This is a genomic window from Exiguobacterium sp. ZOR0005 (assembly GCF_000798975.1).
GTDB lineage: Bacteria > Bacillota > Bacilli > Exiguobacteriales > Exiguobacteriaceae > Exiguobacterium > Exiguobacterium aurantiacum.
This window is the reverse complement of the sequence record NZ_JTLB01000023.1, coordinates 48,158-73,419: the sequence shown is the minus strand read 5'-3', so window position 1 is coordinate 73,419 and position 25,262 is coordinate 48,158. Positions and strand designations below refer to the sequence as shown.

Here is a 25,262-nt window from a genome sequence, read left to right as displayed (position 1 = left end):
TATACAAAAAATCGGGGCGGTGTCGCCCCGATTAAACTTTGTTCAAAAAGATGATGCGCTGATTGCTCGAACCTCTAAAACGAAGCGAGCGGTCGAGTAATGTTTCGACGAACTTGCCGTCGACGAGTACGTCGGCATTGTCGAGAACGTCCTTGACCTGTTCATCTTCTAGTTGTTCGAGCGCCTCGAGCGTATATCCGGTATACACCCAGACGTTTTTCCCAAGTGCTTTGCAGCCACGGACAAGTCGTGACAGCTCGCGCGGTTGCAAAAACGGTTCACCTCCCGACACCGTGACGCCGTCCCAACCGGACGCTTCGACCCGTTCGAGTAACGACTCGACCGTCACCTCTTCCCCGCCTCTCGGATTCCATGACTCCGGGTTATGGCAGCCCGGGCAACGGTGCGGGCAACCGGCTGTAAAGATGACGGTCCGCACGCCCGGTCCGTCGACGACCGATTCATCAAGTACGGATAGGACGCGCATCATGCTTCACCCTCGCTTTTTCTTCTTCTCGTTTCGCCGAGTTCCATCGGTCCATCGTGCCGACCAAATACCCAGTGATCCGGCGGATTCGCTCAATCTGCTCGACCTCGCCGCACGTTGGGCACGCCTCATCGATGATTCCTTCGAGTCCGCAACTACCGCAACGATCGACCGGATGGTTGATTGATCCGTAACCGATATTATACTGACGCATGAGCCTGACAATCGACTCGACCGCTTCCGGGTTATGGGCGAGTGACCCGTCGACTTCGACGTACGTGATATGACCGGCGTCACAAAGTGCATGATACGGGGCCTCTAGCCGAATTTTCTCTCGGATAGACACGTTCTGATATACGGGGACGTGATACGAGTTCGTGTAAAAGGCCCGATCAGTCACTCCTTCGATTATCCCGAACGACTGTTGATCTTTTAAGACGAACTTTCCGGACAATCCTTCCGCGGGCGTCGCCAAAAGCGAGAAGTTCAAGTCATAGCGTTCTGCCGCCGCTTTCATCCGCTCGGCCAATCGCGCAACGATGTCGAGACCGAGCCGTTCAGCGTCCCTCGACTCTGCATGCGTCGCTCCGACGAGAACACGTAACGTTTCAGCGAGTCCAATGAAACCGAGCGACAACGTCCCTTGTTTCAACACTTCCCGCAGCTCATCGTCAGGTGCGAGCGTCTCACTACCGCGCCACACGTGTTGGGCGTATAAGAAGCGGAACTCATCGGCACGACGTTTGCATTGATACTCAAATCGCTCAAGCAACTGTTCGATGGCGATGTCGATATACGTATCGAGCGTCTCATAAAATGACTTCAAATCCGATGATACGAGCGCGATTTTGACGAGGTTCAACGTCGAGAACGACAAGTTCCCTCTTCCAATCGACGTCTCTGCACCGTGACGATTGCCCATGACCCGGGTTCGGCACCCCATGTAAGCGACTTCTGAAGCAGGTGTCCCGTCATAGTATGCTGCATTGAACGGAGCGTCGATAAAGGAGAAGTTCGGGAACAACCTCTTTCCAGTAACACGACACGCCAACTGGAACAAGTCAACGTTCGGATCGCCTTCGTTAAAGTTGACCCCCTCTTTCACTTTGAAAATTTGAATCGGGAAGATCGGCGTCTCACCGTTCCCGAGTCCCCGTTCTGTCGCCTGTAACAGTTCCCGAATGAAGACGCGGCCCCAAGGTGATGTGTCGGTCCCATAATTGATGGAGACGAACGGTACTTGACCGCCACCGCGGGAATGCATCGAGTTCGCGTTATGGATGAACGCCTCACACGCTTGGTACGTGGCCGTGACCGTCTCTTGCTCTGCAATCGCTTCGATTTGGCTATCCGATAAATCGACCGGAAGCGATTTCAAGCGTTTAACATGTCGCTCGTACGTTTTCTCGACGTATGGGGCGAGGTCGGCATCGAACGTCGGAAACGCCTGTCCACCATGCTGCATGTTTTGATTCGCTTGAAGAATGATCGATGCGAGCGCCATCGCCGAACGGATATCCTGGGGTGATCTTATCGTCCCATGACCCGTATGGAATCCGTTCGCAAGCAAGTCCCCGAGCGGGATTTGACAACATGTCGTCGAGCCTGTCACATAGTAGTCCGCATCATGGACGTAAAGGAAATTGTCCGCAATTGCCTGCCTCGAGCGCTTCGACAACAAGTATGTTGTGGCCAATTCTTTTGATACTTCAGACGATAGACGCGCCAGTTTCCCGAGCGGCGATTTCCCGTCGACGTTGGCGTTTTCTTGTACTAAATCTTGATCGGGCAGGACACAGACGTCCTCGTACAGCTGAACTAAATTCACTTCGCAACACCTCACTATATATTGATCCATAGTTCGTAATAAACGGTTGAACCACCTATATATTGATTATGTCACGTTTATCAAATCGAAGGCGGCACGAAATTGTGACAGTTGAAACGAGCGGACATGGAAAAAACAGCCGAATCCTAGGCGTGGACTCGACTGTTCGATATCGTGATGTATGTCATACCTCTTTTGCCGGTTTGACGATTTTCAGTTCGACTTCTTCCGATTCTTCCGCTTCACGCAATCCTTTCGCGTTCAACCATGTGTAAATCGCTCCCATGAATAACGCCCCACCGATGATGTTCCCGAACGTCGCCGGGACCAAGTTGTGGATCGCGCCAGCGAAGCTGATTGTCTCCGGATGCGGGACGACGAGCGTGAGCGCGAACAAGACGAAGTTCGCGATGACGTGATCGAACCCAGAGGCGAAGAAGACGGCGACGAGAAAGATCATCGAGAAGATTTGGGCGAACTCATTTTTCATTTGTTTCGGTAAAAAGATCGCAAGACAGACCATCCAGTTACAGAAGATGGCACGGAAGAAGATCTCGACCGTCGTGTGGTGCATCTTGCTCTCGACGACCGCGAACAACCAGTTGTTCATCCCGAGTTCTTGAATGATTCCGGTCGGTGCGAGCAATAAGGCGAACAAAATCCCGCCGACCGCGTTCCCGACAAAGCATAACAACCAGACGAGCATCGTGTCGCTCAGTGTCGTATACCCACGCATCGTCGATGTCGTGAAGTACATCGTGTTCCCGGTGAACAGTTCGGCCCCCCCGTAGATGATCATGACGAGCGCGATCCCGAACGAGAAACCGCCAATGAGCGTCGTGAACGGCGAATCGAGCAAATACATGCCGTTGACGATTTTTAATGTGAAGATAGAGGCGAACCCGATAAAGATCCCCGCGAGCATCGCCCGTAAAAAGTATTCCATTGGCCGATAATGAATCATTTGCGAAGACGCCTGTGCTTTCTTCCGCAATGATTCAAGTGCATGGATTTCCATTGATGCCATGTCACAAACCCTTCTTTCTGTTTGAATAACCTATTTAAATAAGAACAATGTATGTGAAATCATTAACAATATAAGCCCGGGCGTGACAAAAAGCAAGGTTCATTTCAATCTGTTGACACATTTTTCACATCGTAATCGTTTACATATGGCAAAGCGGTGACAACAAAAAAACGGCCCTCCGAGAGGACCGCTTAAATCGCTTATTCTTTGTCTTCAGACTTCTCTTTAGACTCTTCAGAAACTTCGTCAGCTGACTCTTCTTCAGTCGCTTCAGCTTCACTTTCTGTTGTTGTGTCTGTGTCTGCTTCGAGCTCTTCAAGAGAGACCGGCTCATTGACCGATGCAATTTGAAGCTCGCCGTCCGAGACAACCTCGTAGTCTTTGTTTTCTGGAATGTCCGCGACCGTCACCGACTCACCGATGCCAAGTTCAGATACATCGAGTTCGATGCGCTCTGGAATGTTGGCTGGTGTTGCTGATACCGTGACTTTATAGAGCGTTTGAGCCAAGAAGCCACCTTCTTTGACACCTTTCGCGTCGCCGACAAGTGCGACGTCCGCTTCGACTTCTGTCGCTTCGTCCATCTTCACGGCCATGAACTCGACGTGTTTGTACTCGTTCGTAAACGGGTCAACTTCCGTCCCGTGCACGAGCGTGTTCACTTTCTTGCCGTCGATGTTCAATTCGATCAAGGCGTTATCGCCATGTTCGCGCAGAATTTTACGGAGCGCCATCTCTTCGAATGCGACCGGTGTGCTCTCGACTTTGTAGCCGTAGACGACACCTAACACTTTACCTTCTTTGCGCAAGTTAGCGCGGACCGAACGTGGTCGTAATTCTCGTTTCGTTACATTAAGCTTGTCTGCCATAATCTTATCCCCCTACTGGTTTATCGATCATGTCTACATCTTGAGGGTGAGGCAGTGAAAGAGCCACCTCTCAACCTCGATGCGTTGAGCGACATGTGTATATTGTTCCCAGTGGCCGGTCAAGATAAACGTTACAGCCCGTTAAAAAAAGATTACAGCGGTGTCACATAACGCGCTTGAATAGCTTCTCAAGTTCATACGTGCTCCACTTCACGAGAATCGGTCGTCCGTGCGGACACGTATACGGGGAAGCGGTCTGATTCAAATCGTCGATCAGTTGGCGCATCATCTCGATGTTCAACGGATGGTTCGCTTTGATCGAACGTTTACACGCCATTAAGATCGAAGCCTCTTCGCGGTACTTGGCAATATTAATGGACCGGTCCCGAATCGCCATCTCGATCAAATCCCGGACCGTCCCTTCGAGGTCATGTTGCGGATACCACGTCGGAATCTCACGGACGAGGAACGTGTTGCCACCGAACGGTTCGAGTTGCAGACCCGCCTCTTCTAATAGCGTAGTGACTTCTTCGATGGCGAGCGCTTCTTCTTGCGTGAACTCGAGCGTGAGTGGAAGCAGCAACAACTGATATTCTTTTTCAGGACGCCCGAGTTGTTCATAAAACAGCTCATATTTGATACGTTCTTGGGCGGCATGTTGGTCAATGACGTACATACCGTCCTCGGCGCCACAGACGATATAGCTCGCATGCAGTTGACCGATGACGTCGAGCGACGGGAGCCGCTCCCCTTGTTTCTTTTTAGGCGTGGTCTCAAACTCACGTTTAGGCGTGGCCTCTTGCGAGTGCGGCGTCGGCGCCCAATTGCTCGGTGACGTGATTGGCTCACGAGGGATCGGATAGTTCCATTCAACGTCCTCTTTCACTTCAGGCGAACGTTCCACGGTGAAGTCGAGCCGTTCTTGCTCAGACTGAATGCGCTCCGGTTTCGGTTTTGGCTGAACTGACGGGATGAGGCGTTGCTCGCGCAACGTCAGCTGGACCGTCTCTCGAATCAATTGGCACAGTTCTTTCTCTTTGGAGAGCCGGACTTCCCGCTTCGTCGGGTGGACGTTGACGTCGATGAGCATCGGATCCATATTCACCTCGAGTACGGCAATCGGATAGCGCCCGATTGGAAGGAGCGTATGATACCCGTCGAGCACGCTTTGGGTCAAGGCAAAATTTTTAATGCTCCGTCCGTTCAAGATGAGCGTCACGTACTGTTTGTTCGAGCGGGTCACTTCGGGACGGACGAGATACGCGCTCAAACTGTAATCGTTCGTCTTGCCCGTCGCCGTGACGATTTGCGAGGCGACTTGCCGGCCGTAAATGGCGAGCATCACTTGTTTGACGTCTCCGTTTCCGTTCGTCCGAAGCAGCTCTTTGTCTTCATGAAACGCGGACAGACGGACTTCTGGATGGGATAGCGCGATTCGGTTGAGTGTATCAGTGATGCTTGCGAGTTCTGTCGCCGACGTCTTCAAATACTTCAGCCGAGCCGGTGTATTAAAAAATAGCTGACTGACGGCAATTTCTGTGCCGACGTTGGCCGCTGTCGGCATCGTCTCGGTCACGACGCCGCCTTGGAGCGTCATTTCAAACCCGTCTTCTTCTGTCCGTCGAGACTTGAGTGTGACGTGACTCACCGAAGCGATCGACGCGAGCGCCTCGCCTCGAAAGCCGAGCGTACGAATGCGGAATAAGTCGTGTTCATCGCGAATCTTACTCGTCGCATGCCTTAAAAAGGCGCGCGCGGCATCGTCTTCATAGAAACCGTGGCCGTTGTCACGAACTTTGATCAACCGAATCCCGGCTTCTACGAGTTCGACCTCGATTTTCGTCGCACCGGCATCGATTGCGTTCTCGACAAGCTCTTTTACGACCGAGGCCGGGCGCTCGACGACTTCACCGGCAGCGATCCGGTTCGCTAACTGTTCTGGCAGTTCTTGAATGATGCCCATCGTCTCATCCTTTCTTCGCAGACTGTTGTAGCGCATAAAGCGCCTGCATCGCCTCGATTGGGTTCATGGCGAGCAGATCAAGCTCGAGCAGTTGTTGGCGGACGTCATCGCTCGTCTCGAACAACGACAGTTGAGCCGCCTCGTCTGTCGCCTCCTTTTCGATCGGCGACCGTGGCGTCGTGACCGGTTCGGCTTCAAGTGCAGACAAGATCGTTCTCGCCCGGTCAATCAGTTCCTGGGGCAGGTCGGCCAGTTCGGCGACATGAATCCCGTACGACTTATCCGCTTTGCCTGGGTGTACCTCATGCAAGAAGACGACGCGCCCGTCCCGTTCGATCGCACGCACGTGGACGTTTTCAAGCGCCGGAATCGACTCTTCTAAGACAGTGAGCTCATGGTAGTGGGTCGAGAACAGCGTCTTCGCCCCGATCGAGGCCGCGATATATTCGACGATCGCCTGGGCGAGCGCCATCCCGTCATACGTCGACGTGCCGCGACCAATCTCATCGAGTAAAATCAGACTGTTCGCTGTCGCTTCTGTCACGGCTTGACGCGTCTCGGTCATTTCGACCATGAACGTCGACTGACCGCTCACGAGGTCATCGGCCGCACCGATGCGCGTGAATATACGGTCAAACAGCGGGAGTTCGGCCGCTTCAGCCGGAACGAACGATCCGATTTGATGCATGATCGTGATGAGAGCGAACTGACGCATGTACGTCGATTTCCCGGACATGTTCGGTCCCGTGATCAACAACATACGCCGACTGTCGTCAAGCGTCAAATCGTTTGCGACGTATTCGCCGCGCGGGAGCACCGTCTCGATGACAGGATGGCGGCCGCGGTCGATTTGAACATGTTTAGACGTCTTTGCTCGCACGTAGTCACGTTTCTCGGCGACGAGGGCGAGACTGAGCAACACGTCAAGCTCGCTGAGCGAACGGGCGAGCTGTTGCAACGGCTTCGTCTCTCGTTTGACCCGGTCACGGAGTTCGACGAACAACTCATATTCGAGCGTGCAACTTTTCTCTTCGGCTCCAAGAATGAGGGCTTCTTTTTCTTTCAATTCTGGCGTGACATAGCGCTCGGCGTTCGTAAGCGTCTGTTTGCGCTCATAACGCCCCTCTTCGAGCAAGCGTGCGTTTGCTTTCGTCACTTCCAAGTAATAGCCAAAGACGCGATTGTAGCCGATTTTGAGTGATTTGATCCCAGTCGCGAGTCGCTCTTGTTGCTCAAGGTTGGCAATCCACGTCTTTCCGTTCGCTTTCGCCTCGAGTAGCTCGTCCAACTCACTCGAATAACCGGCACGGATCATCCCGCCTTCTTTTGTCGAGATCGGCGGCGCATCAACAAGCGCTGAATGAAGCAACTTCGTCAATTCGTCAAACGTGTCGAGGTCTGTGTCAATTTGACGGAGACGTGACGCCGTGACCGATTGTAACAAGTGCTGAACGTCAGGGATGCGGGTGAGCGTATCGCGCAATTGCACGAGATCTCGGGCATTCGCCGTCCCGTATCCGACTTTTGCAACGAGACGTTCGATATCGTACACGTGTTTCAACTGTTCACGGAGTTGGTCACGTAACATGAAGTCGTCTAACAAGTTCTCGACTGCGTCCAATCGGTCTTGAATCGTCGTTTCTGTATAAAGCGGTTGTTCGAGCCAACGCTTCAACAACCGGCCGCCCATCGCGGTCGTCGTTTCATCTAACAAGGCTAGGAGCGATCCTTTTCGTTCTCCGGACCGGGCTGAACGGAACAACTCTAAGTTTCTAGCCGTATTCGCATCGAGCTGCATATGTTGCTCGACTTCATAGGCGATGGCAGGTTGCAGGTGGTCGAGGGAACGCTTTTGTGTCCGTGTCAAATACGCGTACAGCAACGCGAACGCATCCCGTTGCGCCCCGTCCTTCGCGCCGTCGGCAAGGTCGGAATCGGTGCGCTCCGATTGAATGGAGAGCGGGATGCCTAACGGCGCAAGCGCGTCTGCTAATCGCTCATCATCGACGAGCACCTCGTTCGGGAGCAACCCTTCCATTTCCCGAAGGACGGCTTCTTTTGTCGGAAGCGTCGTCAGCCACGATTCGCCGGTCGTCACATCGCCACGGGCCACCCCATACACAGCGCCGTGCTTCGAGACGGCGACCAAGTAACGGTTCTCTTTCTCACCGAGTGACGCCATATAGGTCCCTGGTGTGATCACTTGAATGACTTCCCGTTTGACGAGACCTTTTGTCGCCTTCGGGTCCTCCATTTGTTCACAGATGGCCACGTTGAACCCTTTTTCGATCAATTGCTCGATATAGATCGCTGCCGAGTGATGGGGGACCCCGCACATCGGGATCGGATGCTCCGCGTTTTTCCCGTTTTTTGCGGTGAGTGTCAATTCGAGCTCTTTGGCGACAATTTGTGCATCATCAAAAAACAGCTCATAAAAATCACCGAGCCGATAGAATAAAAAGGCGTCTGGATAGTCCGCCTTGATTGAAAAATATTGTTTCATCATCGGGGTTTGATGTATCGTTTCCATTCGTTTTCACCTCTAGAAATTAGAACAGCTGACCAATGGCCAGCTGTTTGTTAGTATCCGCAGCCGCCGCGTGATTTCTCGGCCGCCATGCCACTTCCTGTTTTTCCTGCGAGGACATCGCCGTCCGTCGCTTCGATGATGCGATCGGTCACCGAGTTGGCGAGCGTCACCGTCACGTATTGAAGTAAGTCGTTCACTTCGACTTGTGTCTCTTGAAACGCTTGGACGACCGGAATCGCGTCAAGCTCATCCATCGCTTTATCGATTTTCTGTTCGACTTTCGCGAGGGCTTCCGTCTTCCCGTAGTGCTGACAATTGACCGCTTCTTTTTGCAAGAACTTGATGCGTTTGATGAGCGTCTGTACGCGCTCGCTTTCATTCACTTTCGTCTCTGCTTCTTTGAAACGCGCCACTTCAGGCGTCTTCGCGAGAAGTTCGGCCAATTCTTTTGCTTTTTCAATCACTTGTTGGTCAGTCACGTTCGTAAACCCCTTTGCTGTCTATAATGTTATCGCACGAATCGTGCGCGAGTGTTCTCCACCATTCTACCATGAACGAATTCGGAAAGGTACATCATGGCTTCAGTTCAAGCGTCGCTTTTTCGGACCATGTCGACGTGGGGAATCCCATCCTCATCGTATTCATCGCTCGTCCGCTCGAATCTGAAACTCGCATAAAACGGTTCGACGTATGTCTGGGCTTGCAAATAGAGGTCTTCTGCCCCGAAATCTTCGATGGCGGCCTGCATCAGTTGACGCGAATAGCCCTTTCCGCGATGCCCCGGGCTCGTCACGACTCGCCCGATCGCAACGGGGGAGGCATGGATTAAAATCCTTAACGTAGCGACAATCTCGCCCCCTTCTTCCATCCAATAATGGACGGCATCGAGGTCTTTCCCGTCGACTTCCTGATACGCACATTGTTGCTCGACGACGAACACTTCCGTCCGAAGTGCGAGTAGCGCATACAGTTCATGCGTCGTCAGTTCACTAAATTGTTTTTTTCTGATCATCGTTCATCGTCTCCTTATAACGTCACACCGAGCGCCCGGGCCACGTGCAACCCGCTCGTCATCGCCCCGACCGTGCCCGCCCCCGGAAAGACGGTGTCACCGCAGACGAACAAGTTTGGAACGTCCGTCCGATAGCTCGCGGCGTGAAACAATGCTTGTCCCGGCGTTTGCGCATAGCCCCCGACGGCGCCGTGCGGCCGTTTCGTATACTTCACCCAGGCACCCGGCCCCCCAGGCAAGACGAGTCCAGCGTCCCCTGTCCAATCGGGAAAGCCGATGTGCACGGCTTCGACTAACCGCTCGGTCCATTCACTCTCAAGTTTCTCATAGACGGCGCGCTGTTTCCAATCAATCCATTCCGAAAGATCGAGATGGGTCGATACCGTCACGGTCCGCTCCGGCTTTTCGGTGCGCAACACGTCGCCACCTGCAGACATCGACAGGAACGCATGGCCGCTCGGTAAATGTTGTGTATACACTTGTTGAAACAATGGCCGGTTCACACAGACGTGTTCCGGGAGCGTGATATAGAGACTGAACGTCCCCCACTGCGAACGGCTCAAGTGGCGCCGATATTGTCGCATGAACGATTCGGCATCGTTACCAGTCAGTAATCGACTCGTCGCTTCGAGCGGGATGGCCGATACGACCGTATCGACGATGTCGAGTCGACCGCGCCGATCTGTCAGCAACCAGCCATCACTCACCCGTTCGACAGAGGTGATGTGACGACCGAGCAGCGCCGTCCCACCGTCGTGACGCAGTGCCCGCTCGAGCGCATGGGCGAGCTGATACAGTCCCCCTTCGACGTAAAAGGCCCCCTCATGGTAAATCGACAAGGCGACCGCGGCGAGCAAATGGCTCGCATCTTTTGATCCCGTCTGCAGACTGTCGAGCAAGACGCCGTCAATCAATCGTTCGAACATCGTCCCGCTCAGCTGATGACGGGCGAGCGTCTTCTGTAACGGACGATACAACTTCGGCGCGATGGTGAGAGTATTTGGCCGAAGTCCTTGCAGGGCGACGAGGACGTCTTGAAGACTACGAAACGGCAAGGCTGGTAGTCGTTCGAATAAAGGCCGGAGTGTCTCGAAGTCACGCCACATTTCCTTCATGAACGCGCGGATAAGGTGCGCTTCCGTCGGGAACTTCGCCTCCAGTTCAGCTAGAAAACGACCGCGGTCCTGATAATAGATGACGGTCCGGTCGAACAAGTGAATCTGCATGACTTCCTGTAACGGCCGGAACGGGACGGCCTCCTCTAAATGGCGAAGCACACGGTCATGAATTCCGCCAGGCTCGAAGCCTATGCCGAGTGTCGCCCCGGCCGGGAACAAATAATCCCCCCGCTCGAACTTGCCGGCGCAGCCTCCCCATTCACGTGACGCTTCGTATACTGTCACGTCATGTCCGTTTCGTTGTGCGAGCGCGGCCGCAGTCAATCCTGCGATGCCGCCTCCAATCACCCCAATTCGCATCGATATCGCCTCCTTCTTTCATCATACCTCGACACGTCTTTTTCGTGACGATGTAACCTGTTTTTCTGAGGTTTTTGGACAAGGAGGCAGGGTTCTCGCGGACGATGGCGAAAAAACGAATAAAGGACAGGTGAAACCATATGCGAAGTCGGGTCATCATTTATTTGCTCATCCCAATATTAATTTTCATCGGCATACTGATCACACCTCCATCAGAGGAATCGCAAAAAGTGGCCACGATGACGGCCGTCAACATTCAAGAAATGATTCCTTATGAGCGAGAGTACACATCCCAAAAACTACTGCTCGAAGAGACGTTGCACGATTATGAAGCGGTGCTTGAAGAATGGCAACTTGAACGTGGTGCCCGTACATCGTATAGTTACGTCCTTCGATTGCGCGGTTTTGAGACGGTCGTCCAAGTTGATGCTGGTGCGGCCAATACGCGCTCGGACGGTTACTACGCCATGCAGGCGCACAGTCCGATCTATGAGGCGGATAAACCGCTCTCGATTGGTTATCCGATTATCCTCTTCGCCACGGAACAACGGCTCGTCCTCAATCAAATGGAGGTACGAGTCATTTATGAAGAGAACGGAGAGTTAAAAAAGTGGCGCATCACGAGTCAAGAATCATGACATGTGAAAGGAGTTATCCATGCACTTCAAACTTGAACCTGCCGTAGCGGCAAGGACGTTCGTCGCTACGCACTTCCCCGGCTGTCGAGCCGCGCTGCTCGCCGGGAGCGTCGTCCGTGGTGAGGCGACCGAGACGTCAGATCTTGACATCATCATCTTCGACGACAGACTCGTCTCGTCTTATCGGGAATCGTTTATCGAGGCAGGATGGCCCATCGAGCTGTTCGCCCATAACTTGACGTCGTATCGCGAATTCTTCGAGCAGGATTGCCGACGCGCCATTCCGTCGTTGCCAAGAATGGTCTCCGAAGGCATCGTCTTGATCGATACGGATGTCGTCGAACACATCAAACGTGAAGCGAGGGCCTTACTCGACATCGGGCCGGAGCCTTGGTCAGATGAGACGATTGAGATGAAGCGATATTTTCTGACCGATGCGCTCGATGATTTGACCGGATGTACGAATCGCGCAGAGGGGTTGTTCATCGCGAGCACCCTCGCTACGTCAGTCTGTGAGTTCATCCTGCGTACGAATCGGCAATGGACGGGATCCTCCAAATGGACGTACCGCGCTCTCGATCGCTATGATGCCCAAGCAGCCCGTGAGCTCGCCGACGCACTCGAACGCTATTATCAAACGAACGAAACCGACGCCCTCATCCGTTACGTCGATGAGACGCTCTCCCCGTTCGGCGGCCGGTTGTTCGCCGGATTCAGCCGCGGAAAATCAAACGAAATGTGAGGTTGCCCCATGTTCTTTCTTCAACTGTCCGGTTTCCCCGGATCCGGTAAATCGACGCTGTCTCGCGAGATCGCTCGACGACTGGATACGGTCATCGTCGATCACGATGTCACGAAGACGGCACTTCTTGAATCGACGGCACAACATCCGCTTGACCCGGCGCTGACCGGAAAAATCGCTTATGACATCGACTGGGCGCTCGTCGAGTTCAATCTATCTTTAGGGAGAAACGTCATGTTGGATAGCCCTTGTTTATATGACGTGATGATTGACCGCGGCTTGGCGATTGCGGCAAATAGCGGAGCCACCTATCGTTACATCGAGTGTCTCGTCGATGACATCGATGAAATCAATCGCCGGTTGCGTGAGCGCGATCGAAAGCTCAGCCAAATCGAACACGTTTCCCCATCTGATTTTCACCGAACCGTGGCGAACAGCAAAAAGCCACCGAATATGCATACGCTTACAATCGATACGAATCGTCCGCTCGAGACGTACATTCCCGCAGTCATCGCCTATCTTCAACAAATTGATTGAATACCTGATGCATCCGGCGGCTAGGAAGCTGGATGCATCTTTTTTTATTTATTTGAATTTTTATACTTTACAATTAATAATTATGCAATTACACTTAGTCTCATATCTTGAAGGAGGAATTCATACATGAAGAAATGGATCGTTACAGGGGCACTCGTCATGAGTGCCATCGTACTTGGGGCTTGCAGTCAAGAGACAACGGGAGAAGAAAAAAAGACACTCGTCATGGGGACGAGCGCCGACTACTTCCCGTATGAATTCGTCGACACGGCGAACGGGGACGCCATTGTCGGCTTTGACATTGAAATCGCTGAGACGATTACGGAACGTCTCGGTTATGAGTTAAAGATTGAAGATATGGATTTTGGAAGTCTGCTTGGCGCTCTCAACGCTGGACGTGTCGACTTTGTCATGGCGGGCATGACGCCGACCGAGGAACGTAAAGAGAATGCGGACTTCTCGGACATTTATTTGTCTGCGACGAACTTGATCATGTCGAAGGATGAATCGCTACAATCGATTGAAGCGCTTGCTGGCAAAAAAATCGGTGTCCAGACGGCTTCGATTCAAGAAAACATCGCCAAAGAGCAAGCACCGGACGCGGAGCTCGTCTCATTAAACAAGATTCCAGAAATCGTCCAGGAATTGAACACAGGTCGGATCGACGCGATGGTCATCGAGGATACGGTCGCTCAGAAGTACTTGGACCAAGATCAAGGGTTCTACACGTTCGCGTTGAAAGAAGACGGCGAAAAGGGATCGGCGGCCGCCTTCAAGTTAGACGATGAGTTGCGCGACCAATTCAATGATGAGTTGAAAAAGATGATGGAGTCAGGCGAAATCGATGAATTGACGAAGAAATGGTTCTCGATGGAGCCGACAGAATGAGACAAGTCTCACTGCCGATTTATCCCGTCACCTATCCGACCGGATTTCGATTAAATCAAAACGAGAGCCAGTTCCCGGTGCCGACACGGTTGCACGAACAGCTTTCAACGCTCTCGTTTCACGATTTACATGAGTATCCGGTGCAACCGATCGACGAGTTGTTCAGGCGTTATGCGGCGTACGCTGGCGTGGAACCGAATCAACTACTCGTCGGGTGTGGCAGTGACGAGATGATTCACGTCGTCACGCAGGCGTTGTTATCGCCGGAAGACGTCGTCTTGTCACCGAATCCCGATTTCGCCCTTTATCCGATTTTCACGACGATCGCACACGGACGTCACGTGCAAACTGACGGTTTATCGTTCGATGCCCTCGTCTCGTCGGTGGAATACTATGCACCAAAACTATTGCTGCTATCGAACCCGAATAATCCGACTGGAAAGCTATGGACGGTTGCCGAATTGAGTGACCTCGCCGCACGCGTTCCGTATCTCGTCGTCGACGAAGCATACATCGATTTCACACCGGACGCGAGCATGATTTCACATCTCGATGCTTTCCCGAACGTGATCGTGCTCCGAACGTTATCGAAGGCGTTCGGTCTCGCCAACGTCCGTCTTGGTTTCATGGTCACAACGACTGAACTAGCTGCTTACTTCCGGCAATTCGTTCCTCCGTTCAACATTAGCGGTGTCAGTGCAAAAATTGCCAACGTCTTTTTACAAGATTCATCTTATCTTGACGAGGCGATCGCTTGGCATGCCGAGATGCGCGACAAGTGGTCATCGTTACTCGCCACGATCGGTCAAGTTCACCCCGCTAAAGCGAATTTCCTATACGTGACGCTCGACGAACCGGAATCGATATGGTCCCATCTCGCCACGAACGGGATTCACACGTCGCGTCAATCAAACGGGATTCGAGTGACGCTCGGAACCGAGCAAGCTCTGTTAGCGACAAAACGTGCGTTGATGACGTGGTCGCCCGTTTCTCAACCATAAACGGCACGCCCTTTGAAGTTCGGTACTCTTCCGACTTTATAGGGCGTTTTTGATTTAGGTCAATATTTTTTAGGAAGTGCACGTCTTTCGTTGACAAGATTAGAAAAGGCCATCAAAATTCATCTTACTGCGCTAACTTCTAAGTTGATTGGCTTTTATCGATTTATTGACGATTCGGCCTCCACCAGTCGCAGCTTATACTTTACAGATATGGAGGAAACAGCATGGTTTCACGCAACGAACCGGTCGAGACGAAATGGGGACGAAAGCGCATCGGGAATCGCTGGTATTGGACGATTTTAACGCGTTTTTGGTTGTCACACGGTTTCTCACTCGCCTGGTTGCTCTTCTCGATTTACATCTCGCTTCCTTGGCTCATGGATTTAGCCAAATTGACCAATCTCCCACTTGCACTCTTCATTATCGGTGGCATCGCCTACATACCAGGATATTTGATGGCCTTTTTACTCGCCAGTCTCGTCCTCGATCGCCAACCTCCGTTCAAAGATGAACATCCAAATGAGGCCGTAACGGTTATGATTGCCGCCTATAATGAAGAGGCTTCAATCTATGAGACAATCCGCTACGTTGCAACGCAAGATTATACAGGTCCCCTTCACTTACTTGTCATCGATAACAATTCAAATGACAATACGTCAGCGGAAGTGTTACGAGCTAAAGAAGATTTTTCGCTTCCGATCACATTATTGCATGAACAAAAACCAGGAAAGTTCCAAGCACTTAATTTCGGCTTAACCCACGTGACAACACCGTACGTCATCACCCTCGACGCCGACACGTTGATTCATCCGTCCGCGGTTCGATTTTTAGTGGCTCGACTCGTGAGCAGTCCGAAAGATGTGTGCGCCGTCGCCGGCAGCATGCTCGTCCGGAATAGCCGCAGCTCGTTTTGGACACGCCTTCAAGAATGGGATTATTTCTTAGGAATCGCTTCAATCAAACGGCTTCAAGGACTTTATCAAGGAACGCTCGTCGCACAAGGGGCGTTTAGTTTATATGAAACGGCGGCCGTTCAAGAAGTCGGTGGTTGGCCCGACGCAATCGGTGAAGATATCGTGCTCACTTGGCGCTTGCTTGAGAAGAAACGCCGTGTCTACTTTGAACCGCTCGCGGTCGCCTTCACCGACGCCCCGGAGTCGTTCCGCCACTTTGCCCGCCAACGCTCGCGCTGGGCCCGAGGCATGGTCGAGGGATTGCAGGAAGTGAAGCCGTGGCGTCAGCCCCAGCTGTATACAAAATACTTAACGGGCGTCAACTTGATCATGCCTTATCTCGACATCGCTTATACGTTCTTTTGGATCCCTGGTCTGATCCTCGCCATGTTCGGTCATTTTTGGATCGTCGGCCCGATGACGTTGCTCGTCTTGCCCCTCACCGTCCTCAGCTACGGTCTCCTCTACTTTTATCAACGCGATTACGTGTTCAAAAACTTAAACTTACGCGTCCGTAAAAACTTGTTCGGTTTCATCTTTTTCGTGTTGAGCTATCAGCTGTTCATGTCCCCGATTTCAGTGTGGGGCTATGCACAAGAGACGTTCAAACTAAAACGTGTTTGGGAATGATCAAAGGCCCCGCAACTATTTTGCGGGGCCTCCTTTATTATGTGATCGTCTTGATGACGCGCGCCGGGTTGCCCCCGACGACGGTAGAGGCGGGCACGTCTTTCGTCACGACCGCGCCGGAAGCGATCACGGCATCATTCCCGATTGTCACACCAGGATTGATGATGGCGCCACCGCCGATCCAGACGCGATGTCCGACCGTGACCGGTTTCCCATATTCTACGCCGGAGATGCGCTCCGTCGGGTCGAGCGGATGAGTCGCCGTGTAAACGTGCACGCCCGGTCCGAGCATACAGTCGTCACCGAACCGGATTGGACAGATGTCTAAAAACACACAATCGAAATTGGCGAAGAACCGCTCCCCGATGTGGATATTGAAGCCATAATCACATTTGAACGTCGGCTCGAAGTAAAACGACTCCCCTGTCGACCCGAACAGCTCGCTTAATGTCTCTTTTCGAATGGCGAGGTCATCGATGCCTGATTGATTGAACTGCTCCATCAATCGACGCGCATGGCGCCGTGCGGTCACAAGCTCTTCATCTCCGGCAAGGTAGCGCTCGCCTCGAACCATCTTTTCTTTTTCCGTCATCGTCTTTCCCCCTATTCTTTTTCAGTATAGAGGATTTTCAGCAGAATTGGGGAATAGGATGTTGACGAACTTGAGGAGGAATTGACAGATGAAACGTATTCTAGATTGCAGAGCCAGCGACTTTTTGACGTTCAACCGCAGCGATTTGATTGAGTCCATTCGAAAAGCCGAAGGACGCACCGTCCTCGCGGAGGTCATCCCGACCGTCCAACCGTTGTATCCCGAGGTGACGAATGCGGAACTTGCCAGAGCCTTCGGTGCGGATATGATCCTACTCAACATGTTTGACGTGTTTCACCCGTACGTGAAAGGACTGGAAAGTCACGCCTTGTTCGGTAACGACCCGGAAGAAACGATGTCAGACAATCCGATTTTAGAGTTGAAACGGCTCGTCGGGTTGCCGATCGGTGTCAATTTAGAACCGGTCGACTTCTCCGAGAAGTCTTCTGAAATGCATGACGTCAAGCACGGACGGCTCGCGACACGTGAAGCGTTCGCGAAAGCGTCTGAACTTGGCATCGACTTTATTTGTCTGACCGGCAACCCGAACACCGGCGTGACGAATGAGGCGATCGAGCAAGCCATCATCAGCGCCCGTCAAGAGTTTGCCGGAGTCATCATCGCCGGCAAGATGCATCAAGCCGGTGTCGGCCGAGTGCTCGACCGCGAGGCTTATACTCGCTTTGCTGAAGCCGGGGCCGATATCATCTTGATTCCGGCACCAGGTACCGTCCCTGGTGTTCGCGAAGACGAGTTTTTCGAAGTCACCCGCGACATTCAAGCGCTGAGCAAACTCGTCGTCGCCGCCATCGGGACCTCACAAGAAGGAGCCGACGAGGCGACGATTCGGGAAATCGCCTTGTCCTCGAAACGTGGTGGGACGGACGTGTTTCATATCGGGGACGCTGGACTGTCAGGCATCGCCACACCGGAAAATATTCAAGCGTTATCGATTGCCATCCGCGGTCGGCGTCATACGTATATCCGCATGGCCGCCTCGGTCAATCGCTAAAAAAAGGAACGGAGCCTTGAGGCTTCGTTCCTTTCTCGTCTTACCAGTCTTCGACGTCACGGCGTGGTTTCGCCGGTGTTGTCGTCCCATGGCGCTCACTGAGAAGCGTCTCGACGTCTTCAAGCGAGACACCTTTCGCCGCGAGCAAGACGAGCAAGTGATAGATCACGTCCGCCGCCTCTTCGACGACGTCCTCATCCTGCAATGCCGCAATCACGACCTCGAACGATTCCTCGCCGAACTTTTTGGCGATTTTGTCGACGCCTGACTCGAACAAATATGTCGTATACGACCCGTCTTTCGGTGTCGTCTTCCGTTCCTGAATCAACTTCTCTAACTCGTGAATCATCCTTCCACCTCCGTGAAAAAGCAACTTCGATTACCCGTGTGACACGTCGGCCCATTGGCCCGGACGCGGACGAGGAGCGCGTCTTGATCGCAGTCGACATGAATGCTTTCAAGTTCGAGCGTGTTCCCGCTCGATTCGCCTTTCATCCAAAGCCGCCCTTTTGAGCGCGACCAGAACGTGACCGTGTTCGTCTCAAGCGTCTGTTGAATCGCTTCATCGTTCATATAGCCGAGCATGAGTACGGCGTTATCTTCCGTCGACACGATGATCGCCGGGATCAATCCACTGTCGTCGTAACGAACCGCATCGGCAAGTTGTGTTCGCTGCATACGTGCTTCACCTCTTCCACTGTCGTTTTCCGGTCATGTAGAATCGAAGCGAGCAGCGCCGCATCGACACGTTCGAGCGCATCGACGACGTGACTCGCGTTGCCGGCCCCACCCGAGGCGATGATTGGTATATCGACCGCGTCACGGAGAAGCTCGAGAATGGCCAAATCATACCCGCTCTGTTTCCCGTCTTGGTTCATCGACGTGACGAGCAGTTCCCCTGCCCCAAGTTCGGCGACTCGTTTCGCCCAGTCGATGGCGCGCAGTTCCGTCTTCTGTTTGCCTCCATACGTGTAGACGAAGTACTCCCCGTCCTCGAAGCGAACGTCGATGGCGACGACGATACATTGAGACCCGAAACGTTCGGCCGCCTGTTTAATCAAATCAGGCGATTCGACGGCGAGCGTGTTGAGTGAGACTTTATCCGCCCCTGCCTTCAAGAGCGAAGAGATGTCCTCTAACGAACGGATACCACCACCGACCGTGAGCGGGATGAACACTTTCCGGGCGACGGCGCTAACGACGTCGAGCATCGTCTGGCGCCGCTCGGTGCTGGCCGTGATATCCAAAAAGACGAGCTCGTCGGCCCCGGAGGCGTCATAATATTTCGCGATTTCCACCGGGTCACCGATATCGCGTAGCGCCACGAATTCGACGCCTTTGACGACACGTCCTTCTTTTACATCAAGACATGGGATGATGCGTCGTTTAAGCATGGCGCGCCTCCCACTCGATCAACTGGTCGAGACTGACTTTTCCTGAAAGCAACGCCTTGCCGACGACGGCCTCATCGATCTGCGCGTCGCTTAGTGCCTGGACGTCTGCCTCTGTCGTCACCCCGCCTGAAGCGATGAGAGTGACCGTGACCGCCTCACGGAGCGCGCGCATCCGCTCGAGGTTCGGGCCGTTCAGTTTGCCGTCCGAACCGATATCTGTGTAAAGGATCGTCTTCACGCCACGGGCGACCAAATCATTCGCGGCCTCGATATCACGTAACGTCGTCGCCTCTTGCCAGCCGTTGACGGCGACCATCCCGTCATACGCATCGAGCGCGACGGCAATGCGGTCGCCGTATTTGGCGAGCGCCGCATCCAAGAAATCGGGATCCGTGAACGCCTTCGTCCCCAGTAGGACGCGGTCGGCCCCGGTCTCCATGACAGCATCGAGTGCTTCGACTGAACGGATGCCCCCGCCCGTCTGGACGAAAAATCCGCATTCTTTCGCGAAACGGACGACGTCAAGGTGTCTCGGCTCGCCCGCCTTTGCTCCCTCGAGGTCGATCAAATGGAGCATCGGGACACGCCCTTGCCACTCTTTCAACTTTTCGTATGGGTCACCGTACTGTTCTTCTGTATTAAAATCCCCTTCTGTCAGACGGACGATTTTACCATCGATTAAATCAATTGCCGGTAGTAATCTCACGCTCGACCGACTCCTTCCATTCTTTTAGTAAACGTAATCCGAACGTCCCGCTCTTCTCTGGATGGAACTGCATCCCCGTGACAAGACCGTCCTGTACGATCGCCGGGACGCGCTCGCCCATATAGTCGGCTGAGGCGACGATATTCGCCTCAGCGGTCACGACGTGATACGAATGGACGAAGTACACGTCCTCATCGCGTAAAATCGAGTTCCATCCGACGTGCGGCAACCGCTTCGCTCGCATCCGTTCGACGCGTCCTTCGATGAGTCCGAGTCCTTCGGTCAACATTCCTTCTGTGCTCGAGTCGAACAACAGTTGCATGCCGAGGCAAATCCCGAGGAACGGTTTCTCCGTCGCCATCCGTTTCAACAACGGCACGAGTCCCGTCGCATGGAGGGACGCCATCGCTTGCGGGAAAGCGCCGACACCTGGTAGCAAGATCGCATCGGCCGCCTCAATTTCCGTCGCATCGTTCGTGATGACGACGTGACAACCGATTGCTTTCAGCGCCCGTTCGACGTTGAAGACGTTCCCCATCCCATAATCAATGACCGCGACGTTCATCCTTCGATCCGTCCTTTCGTTGAAGGCAGGCGGTTCGACCCGTCCTGTCCAATCGCTTCGGCGAGCGAGCGACCGAACGCTTTGAATAACCCTTCGACCATATGGTGTGAGTTCGTGCCGTATAGCACCTCAAGATGCAGCGTCAGTCGGGCGTTCATCGCGACAGCGCGGAAAAACTCCTCGGCAAGCTCTGTATCAAAGTCACCGAGCTTAGGATTTTTGATGTCGGCGTTAAACACGAGGAACGGCCGGCCCGACACGTCGACGACACTGCGTGCGAGCGTCTCGTCCATCGGGAGGTAACTCGTACCGTAGCGGCGAATCCCGACCTTGTCACCGAGCGCCTCCAAAATCATCTGTCCTAAGGCGATCCCGACGTCTTCGACCGTATGGTGGGCATCGACCCACGTATCTCCTTCGACGTGAACCGATAAATCGATTTGGCTATGGAAAGCGAACAACGTCAACATGTGGTCGAAGAAGCCGACGCCCGTTTGAATATCGCTTTGTCCCGTCCCGTTCAAATCTAACTTCAGTTCAATCTTTGTCTCGTTCGTCTCGCGTTTCGTTTCAGCTGTTCTCAAGTGAACTCACCTCTTCTATCGTTTGTTGAATCAATCGATACGCCTCATCCGTCCCGGCACTGACACGGATGCCATCGGAGAAGGCCCGGACGTGGACCCCGTTGGCAAGAAACCGACTCGCCCACGCTTCACTGTCTCGTGTCACGACGTATAAGAAGTTGGCCCGACTCGGGAGGATTTTCCCGACCGGTGCCAGTAATGGTTTCAGTTTTTCACGTTGTTCATTATGGTACGCGACAGCGTCACGAATGTAGGCCACATCCTCTAAGACGACGGCCGCAACGGCCGCGCTCAGTCCGCTCACGTTGAACGGTGAGCGAAAGCGGTCGATGTTCTCGATCAATGCCGGGTCCGCAATCATGAAACCAATCCGTAAATTCGCCAACCCGAACGCTTTTGACAACGTTCGAAGAATGATGACGTTTCGATGATCAGCGAGACGGGGTTTGAACGAATCGTCCATCGTGAAGTCAATATACGCCTCATCGACGACGAGATATGGCACCCGTTCTGCGACCATCGCGAGCTCGTCAAGCGTCCACATTTTCCCCGTCGGATTGTTCGGGTTTGAGACGAGGACGAGTTTCGGATGGTTCTCCTCGATCGTCTGTACGAGTGATTGGAACGATAATCCGTCCTCATCCGGCTGCACGAAGTTCCCTCGAGCGATGTGTGCATAAATGCCATACATCGAAAAGTCCGGAAGCGGTGCGACGACGACGTCATCGACGTCGAGAAGTGCCTGGCAAAGTATCGCGAGCAACTCATCGCTGCCGCTGCCGACCATCAATTGGTTCGCTTCAACGCCCGCGTATTCGGCATAACGTTGTTTCAAGCGAATCAACTCTTCGACCGGATAACGGCTTAAACCGGTCAAGTCGATTGAACGAATCTTGTCTTGGATTCGCTCGGGAAGTTCGTATTGGCTCTCGTTTTGATTTAACGCATGTCCCTTGACCGCATGTGGGACGTAACGCGGAATCGTTTCGTATCGTTGTCTCATAGATCCTCCAATCGGGCCGCCATCGCTCGAGCATGCCCTTCTAACTGTTCTTGTTTGGCGATCCGGATGGCGGCCCGTGTCACCGTCTCGTCGAGTTCCGTCATTTGCAGGAACGTCTGACGCCGATAGAAGTCATCGACCGACAGCCCGCTCGAGAATCGAGCCGTCCCGCTCGTCGGCAGGACATGGTTCGGTCCAGCAATATAGTCACCGAACGCTTCGGCCGCCTCGTGACCAAGGAAGAATGAACCGCCGTGACGAATTTGTCTCATATAATCGTCCGGATTCTCGACGGCGAGTTGGACGTGTTCGGCCGCCATCTCATTCGCCTGGCGAATCGCCTCATCTTTTGACTTCACGACCACACCACCGCGTTCGAGCGCCTCGATGGCGATGTCTCGTCGGGGGAGGTCGCTCAGTTGACGTGCGAGCTCTTCCTTGACGGCGCGAGCCATCCGGTCTGTCGAGACGAGCGCGAGCGCCGTCGCCTCGACGTCGTGCTCGGCTTGGGCGAGGAGGTCGGCCGCGACCCATTTCGGATTAGCCGTCTCGTCGGCGATAATGAGCACTTCGGAAGGTCCTGCCACCGAATCGATTCCGACGATGTGAGAGACGAGCGCTTTGGCGGTGGCGACGTAGGCGTTCCCTGGCCCGACGATTTTATCGACCGGCCGAATCGTCTCCGTGCCAAACGCGAGCGCCGCGACCGCTTGGGCGCCACCGACGAGATAGCATTCATCGGCCCCGGCGATTTTAGCGGCAATCAATAAGGAGACGTCAATTCCATCCGGTTTTGGCGGTGTCACCATGACGACACGATTCACGCCGGCCACTTTTGCCGGGATGACGTTCATCAAGACGCTAGACGGATAGACAGCCGTCCCACCCGGAACGTACACCCCGACCGAGTCGAGCGGCATGTAACGGCGGCCCAGTCGGAACATCTCGTCTTCGAAGACGTCGTCGTCCCGGCGTTGGCGTTCGTGGAACGCACGAATCCGCTCTGCGGCGAGCGTCAACGCGTCCGTCAGCTCGTCATATTCCGTCGGTGGTGTGAACGTAGTCAAATCGACAGCTTCGATTTGGTTGACGCCATCAAACTTAACCGTGTATTCGAGGAGTGCCTCGTCTCTTCTCGCCTCGATGGCCTCAAGGATCGGTTTGACCGCTTCGGCCCAAGTTTCACGTCGTGTCCGGTTTTGTGAGCTCATGCGCCTTCCTCCTTGCTGAGACGACGAATCCATGCCTTCAATTCGTCCGGATCGTTCGCGAGCGCCGTCTCACTCGTGATGAACTTGGCGTTAATATCAAAAATCGTCTCATATTCTTCAAGGTCGTTCGCCCGAAGCGTCGCCCCCGTCTCGACGATGTCGACGATGCAGTCGGCAAGGCCGGTCAATGGAGCGAGTTCGACGGACCCGTTCAATGCGATCACTTCGACGTTTTGTCGTTTCGATGCGAAGTGCGAGATGGCGATGTTCGGATATTTGCTCGCGACTTTCAACTTCTTCGTCCCGTTCTTCCGTTGTTTCGGACCGCATACCGCCATGCGGCAACGGCCAAACGGCAAGTCGACGACTTCGAGGACACCAGGTGTCTTCTCACGTAAAATGTCACCGCCGACGATACCGACGTCTGCCGCGCCGTGCATGACGTATTTATAGACGTCGTCGCCTTTGACGAAGATGAACTCGTGCCCGTCGACTTCGACCGTCAACTCACGGCCGCGTTTCTCCGGCCAGACGGTCAGTCCGACTTGTTCGAAATAGTCTCGTGCCGCTTTTTCGATGCGACCTTTCGCGATTGCTACTTTCATGAAATCACCTCACCTAACTGTTCTAAATCGAGTGATAACCCGAACGCGCGACGCGATTGACCGAAGTGGCCATAAAGCGAGTCGTAGCGTCCGCCAGACAAGACACGGCGCCCGTCCATCGTTCCAGTGACGGTCAGTCCCGAATAATAATCGAAATCGCCAGTCTGTCCAAAATCATAGGAAGCGTTCAATCCGATGGCCCGCAAATGCAAGACGGCACGCTCGACGTCTTCAATGTTACCCGTCAGGCTCGAATCGGCTTCTTGTTTCAATTCTTCAACGGCCGAATCGCCAATCAAGAATGGCAATTTGGCGATAAGTGGATAGTCATACGTCACGGCAAGCTCGCGAAGCGACTCGAGGTTTCGGAGCGCCAAATATTGTCTGAGCGTCCGTTCCGGTATGCCTGCCGCCTCGGCGATTGATGCGACGAGTGCGGCCGAGCCGACTTGGATGCGCAATCCTCGGCGAGGCATGATGTCTTTTGTCATCGATAAGAACGATTCAATCAATTCCGTGTCGGCCGCCTCACCGTCAATCCATTCAAGTCCGAGTTGTTGCCGTTCGTGCGGCTGGCCCGAATGTTTTGGGGTCCTGCGGTATACGGCACCGGCATAGGCAACACGCATCGGCTCGCTACCATCCGCTAGTTTCCGTGCGATTTGAAGCGTATAGTCCGGTCGCATGACGAGCAACTCCCCATCGTTGCCGAACAACCGATAATAGGCCGATTCATCGAATAAAGCGAGATCTTGGTAATGCGAATAGTACTCGACAAGCGGCGGCTCGATGACGCGATATCCGTTCGTCGTCGCCTGTTCGAGGAAAGAGAGCATCCATTGTTTCGGACGTACGACGTCCTTATCTTCTAATTCGTGCCATCCTTCCGGGATGGAACCTTTCGTATTGAACCAAATCATCTATATCACCCTTTATCTTGTTATCACTTTACCAAACTAAAGTAGTGTGTTAAATTTATCAAACGAAGCCGGTGCTGTCAACCGGCG

Annotated in this window: 27 protein-coding genes; 7 read left to right on the top strand and 20 right to left on the bottom strand. The window is 53.6% G+C overall.

The features are described 5' to 3' along the window. Window positions 1-31: 31 nt before the first annotated feature. The 9 genes from nrdG to L971_RS09870 all read right to left on the bottom strand — a co-directional run bounded on the left by nrdG (window position 32) and on the right by L971_RS09870 (window position 11,194). Window positions 32-487, bottom strand: a complete 456-nt coding sequence (nrdG, locus tag L971_RS09910) for an anaerobic ribonucleoside-triphosphate reductase activating protein (RefSeq protein ID WP_029335232.1) — start codon at window positions 485-487, stop codon at window positions 32-34. After that, entirely contained in the window at window positions 465-2,345 is a 1,881-nt protein-coding gene (locus L971_RS09905) for an anaerobic ribonucleoside triphosphate reductase (RefSeq protein ID WP_047375596.1), read from the bottom strand. The genes nrdG and L971_RS09905 overlap by 23 nt, the downstream gene beginning before the upstream one ends. 154 nt (window positions 2,346-2,499) lie before the next feature. Next, on the bottom strand, window positions 2,500-3,333 hold the full coding sequence (locus L971_RS09900) for a formate/nitrite transporter family protein (RefSeq protein WP_047375720.1): 834 nt from the start codon (window positions 3,331-3,333) through the stop codon (window positions 2,500-2,502). Window positions 3,334-3,542: 209 nt separating this feature from the next. Next, window positions 3,543-4,211, bottom strand: a complete 669-nt coding sequence (locus tag L971_RS09895; protein WP_024370259.1) for a 50S ribosomal protein L25/general stress protein Ctc — start codon at window positions 4,209-4,211, stop codon at window positions 3,543-3,545. A 163-nt stretch (window positions 4,212-4,374) separates the two neighbouring features. Beyond that, window positions 4,375-6,174, bottom strand: a complete 1,800-nt coding sequence (gene mutL, locus L971_RS09890; protein ID WP_047375594.1) for a DNA mismatch repair endonuclease MutL — start codon at window positions 6,172-6,174, stop codon at window positions 4,375-4,377. A 4-nt stretch (window positions 6,175-6,178) separates the two neighbouring features. Next, window positions 6,179-8,704, bottom strand: a complete 2,526-nt coding sequence (gene mutS, locus L971_RS09885; RefSeq protein WP_047375592.1) for a DNA mismatch repair protein MutS — start codon at window positions 8,702-8,704, stop codon at window positions 6,179-6,181. 50 nt (window positions 8,705-8,754) lie between these two features. Next, a complete protein-coding gene (locus L971_RS09880; protein ID WP_024370256.1) occupies window positions 8,755-9,183 on the bottom strand; it encodes a RicAFT regulatory complex protein RicA family protein in 429 nt (142 codons plus the stop codon). A gap of 107 nt (window positions 9,184-9,290) precedes the next feature. Beyond that, window positions 9,291-9,716 (bottom strand): GNAT family N-acetyltransferase, encoded by a 426-nt coding sequence (locus L971_RS09875; RefSeq protein WP_047375591.1) that lies wholly within the window; start codon window positions 9,714-9,716, stop codon window positions 9,291-9,293. A gap of 14 nt (window positions 9,717-9,730) precedes the next feature. After that, complete coding sequence (locus L971_RS09870) at window positions 9,731-11,194, bottom strand: NAD(P)/FAD-dependent oxidoreductase (protein ID WP_047375589.1); 1,464 nt, start codon at window positions 11,192-11,194, stop codon at window positions 9,731-9,733. Window positions 11,195-11,334: 140 nt separating this feature from the next. Between L971_RS09870 and L971_RS09865 the strand changes: the two genes are divergently transcribed. The 6 genes from L971_RS09865 (at window position 11,335) to L971_RS09840 (ending at window position 16,583) form a co-directional block, all read left to right on the top strand. Continuing rightward, window positions 11,335-11,832 carry a hypothetical protein gene (locus L971_RS09865; protein ID WP_047375587.1) on the top strand — a complete coding sequence of 166 codons (498 nt, stop codon included), beginning with the start codon at window positions 11,335-11,337 and terminating at the stop codon, window positions 11,830-11,832. A 19-nt stretch (window positions 11,833-11,851) separates the two neighbouring features. Beyond that, a complete protein-coding gene (locus L971_RS09860; RefSeq protein WP_024370252.1) occupies window positions 11,852-12,574 on the top strand; it encodes a nucleotidyltransferase domain-containing protein in 723 nt (240 codons plus the stop codon). Between the two features lie 9 nt (window positions 12,575-12,583). Then, window positions 12,584-13,111, top strand: coding sequence for an ATP-binding protein (locus tag L971_RS09855; RefSeq protein WP_047375585.1), 528 nt, complete (start codon window positions 12,584-12,586; stop codon window positions 13,109-13,111). Window positions 13,112-13,237: 126 nt separating this feature from the next. Further along, on the top strand, window positions 13,238-13,999 hold the full coding sequence (locus L971_RS09850; protein ID WP_024370250.1) for a transporter substrate-binding domain-containing protein: 762 nt from the start codon (window positions 13,238-13,240) through the stop codon (window positions 13,997-13,999). Further along, window positions 13,996-15,000, top strand: coding sequence for a histidinol-phosphate transaminase (locus L971_RS09845; RefSeq protein ID WP_047375584.1), 1,005 nt, complete (start codon window positions 13,996-13,998; stop codon window positions 14,998-15,000). Before L971_RS09850 ends, L971_RS09845 begins: the two co-directional genes overlap by 4 nt. A 224-nt stretch (window positions 15,001-15,224) precedes the next feature. Further along, on the top strand, window positions 15,225-16,583 hold the full coding sequence (locus L971_RS09840; protein WP_024370248.1) for a glycosyltransferase: 1,359 nt from the start codon (window positions 15,225-15,227) through the stop codon (window positions 16,581-16,583). A gap of 37 nt (window positions 16,584-16,620) precedes the next feature. On the opposite strand, the gene L971_RS09835 is transcribed toward L971_RS09840, so the two are convergent. After that, entirely contained in the window at window positions 16,621-17,175 is a 555-nt protein-coding gene (locus L971_RS09835; protein ID WP_024370247.1) for a sugar O-acetyltransferase, read from the bottom strand. Window positions 17,176-17,263: 88 nt separating this feature from the next. Here L971_RS09835 and L971_RS09830 point away from each other — a divergent pair, with 88 nt between their 5' ends. Further along, entirely contained in the window at window positions 17,264-18,187 is a 924-nt protein-coding gene (locus tag L971_RS09830; RefSeq protein WP_024370246.1) for a hypothetical protein, read from the top strand. 40 nt (window positions 18,188-18,227) lie between these two features. Here L971_RS09830 and hisE read toward each other — a convergent pair whose 3' ends face one another. From hisE to L971_RS09780, 10 genes are read right to left on the bottom strand one after another with little or no spacing between them, the layout of a single operon-like run. Continuing rightward, window positions 18,228-18,536 carry a phosphoribosyl-ATP diphosphatase gene (gene hisE / locus L971_RS09825; protein WP_024370245.1) on the bottom strand — a complete coding sequence of 103 codons (309 nt, stop codon included), beginning with the start codon at window positions 18,534-18,536 and terminating at the stop codon, window positions 18,228-18,230. Beyond that, entirely contained in the window at window positions 18,533-18,865 is a 333-nt protein-coding gene (gene hisI, locus L971_RS09820; protein WP_024370244.1) for a phosphoribosyl-AMP cyclohydrolase, read from the bottom strand. The genes hisE and hisI overlap by 4 nt, the downstream gene beginning before the upstream one ends. Further along, window positions 18,814-19,581 carry an imidazole glycerol phosphate synthase subunit HisF gene (gene hisF / locus L971_RS09815; RefSeq protein WP_024370243.1) on the bottom strand — a complete coding sequence of 256 codons (768 nt, stop codon included), beginning with the start codon at window positions 19,579-19,581 and terminating at the stop codon, window positions 18,814-18,816. The genes hisI and hisF overlap by 52 nt, the downstream gene beginning before the upstream one ends. After that, window positions 19,574-20,287: a 1-(5-phosphoribosyl)-5-[(5-phosphoribosylamino)methylideneamino]imidazole-4-carboxamide isomerase gene (hisA, locus tag L971_RS09810; RefSeq protein WP_024370242.1), complete on the bottom strand. Its 714-nt coding sequence runs from the start codon at window positions 20,285-20,287 to the stop codon at window positions 19,574-19,576. The genes hisF and hisA overlap by 8 nt, the downstream gene beginning before the upstream one ends. Further along, entirely contained in the window at window positions 20,265-20,852 is a 588-nt protein-coding gene (gene hisH, locus L971_RS09805; protein ID WP_024370241.1) for an imidazole glycerol phosphate synthase subunit HisH, read from the bottom strand. Before hisH ends, hisA begins: the two co-directional genes overlap by 23 nt. Then, the gene (hisB, locus tag L971_RS09800; protein ID WP_024370240.1) at window positions 20,849-21,436 is read right to left on the bottom strand and encodes an imidazoleglycerol-phosphate dehydratase HisB; all 588 of its coding nucleotides are present in this window, start codon (window positions 21,434-21,436) and stop codon (window positions 20,849-20,851) included. Before hisB ends, hisH begins: the two co-directional genes overlap by 4 nt. After that, window positions 21,423-22,439 (bottom strand): histidinol-phosphate transaminase, encoded by a 1,017-nt coding sequence (locus L971_RS09795; RefSeq protein ID WP_047375582.1) that lies wholly within the window; start codon window positions 22,437-22,439, stop codon window positions 21,423-21,425. The genes hisB and L971_RS09795 overlap by 14 nt, the downstream gene beginning before the upstream one ends. Next, window positions 22,436-23,650: a histidinol dehydrogenase gene (gene hisD / locus L971_RS09790; RefSeq protein ID WP_047375580.1), complete on the bottom strand. Its 1,215-nt coding sequence runs from the start codon at window positions 23,648-23,650 to the stop codon at window positions 22,436-22,438. The genes L971_RS09795 and hisD overlap by 4 nt, the downstream gene beginning before the upstream one ends. Next, entirely contained in the window at window positions 23,647-24,255 is a 609-nt protein-coding gene (gene hisG, locus L971_RS09785; protein WP_024370237.1) for an ATP phosphoribosyltransferase, read from the bottom strand. Before hisG ends, hisD begins: the two co-directional genes overlap by 4 nt. Next, complete coding sequence (locus tag L971_RS09780; protein WP_024370236.1) at window positions 24,252-25,175, bottom strand: ATP phosphoribosyltransferase regulatory subunit; 924 nt, start codon at window positions 25,173-25,175, stop codon at window positions 24,252-24,254. The genes hisG and L971_RS09780 overlap by 4 nt, the downstream gene beginning before the upstream one ends. Between the last annotated feature and the right edge of the window lie 87 nt (window positions 25,176-25,262).